At 67.7% G+C, this 251-nt stretch carries 1 protein-coding gene; it reads right to left on the reverse strand.

Annotated features, from left to right (window positions below):
- Nucleotides 1-240, reverse strand: a 240-nt coding sequence (locus tag SB751_RS33430) for a TonB-dependent receptor domain-containing protein (protein ID WP_410749425.1), incomplete at its 3' end; no start/stop codon positions are given.
- Nucleotides 241-251: the final 11 nt, after the last annotated feature.

The raw sequence follows: 251 nt of genomic DNA on the forward strand, positions 1-251 counted from the left end.
GGCCATCAGATCCAGCAGTGCATAGGCGCCTTGCGACGACTCGGCCTGGCTGCCGCCGGGCCCGCGCATGGAATAGCCGCTCTGGCTTTCCCAGCGCACACCGCCGCCCACCGTCAGGGCGCTCCAGTCGCCGGGCAGGCGGTAGGTGGTGTACAGCTTGGCGATGTGACGCGGCAATCCGACCTGCGTGATGAAGCCCTGGGGCAACCGGCGGTCGACATAGGCGTACGACAGCTGCATTTGCCAACCCG

The sequence above is a fragment of the Cupriavidus sp. SIMBA_020 genome, assembly GCF_046535395.1.
GTDB classification, from domain to species: Bacteria; Pseudomonadota; Gammaproteobacteria; order Burkholderiales; family Burkholderiaceae; genus Cupriavidus; species Cupriavidus campinensis.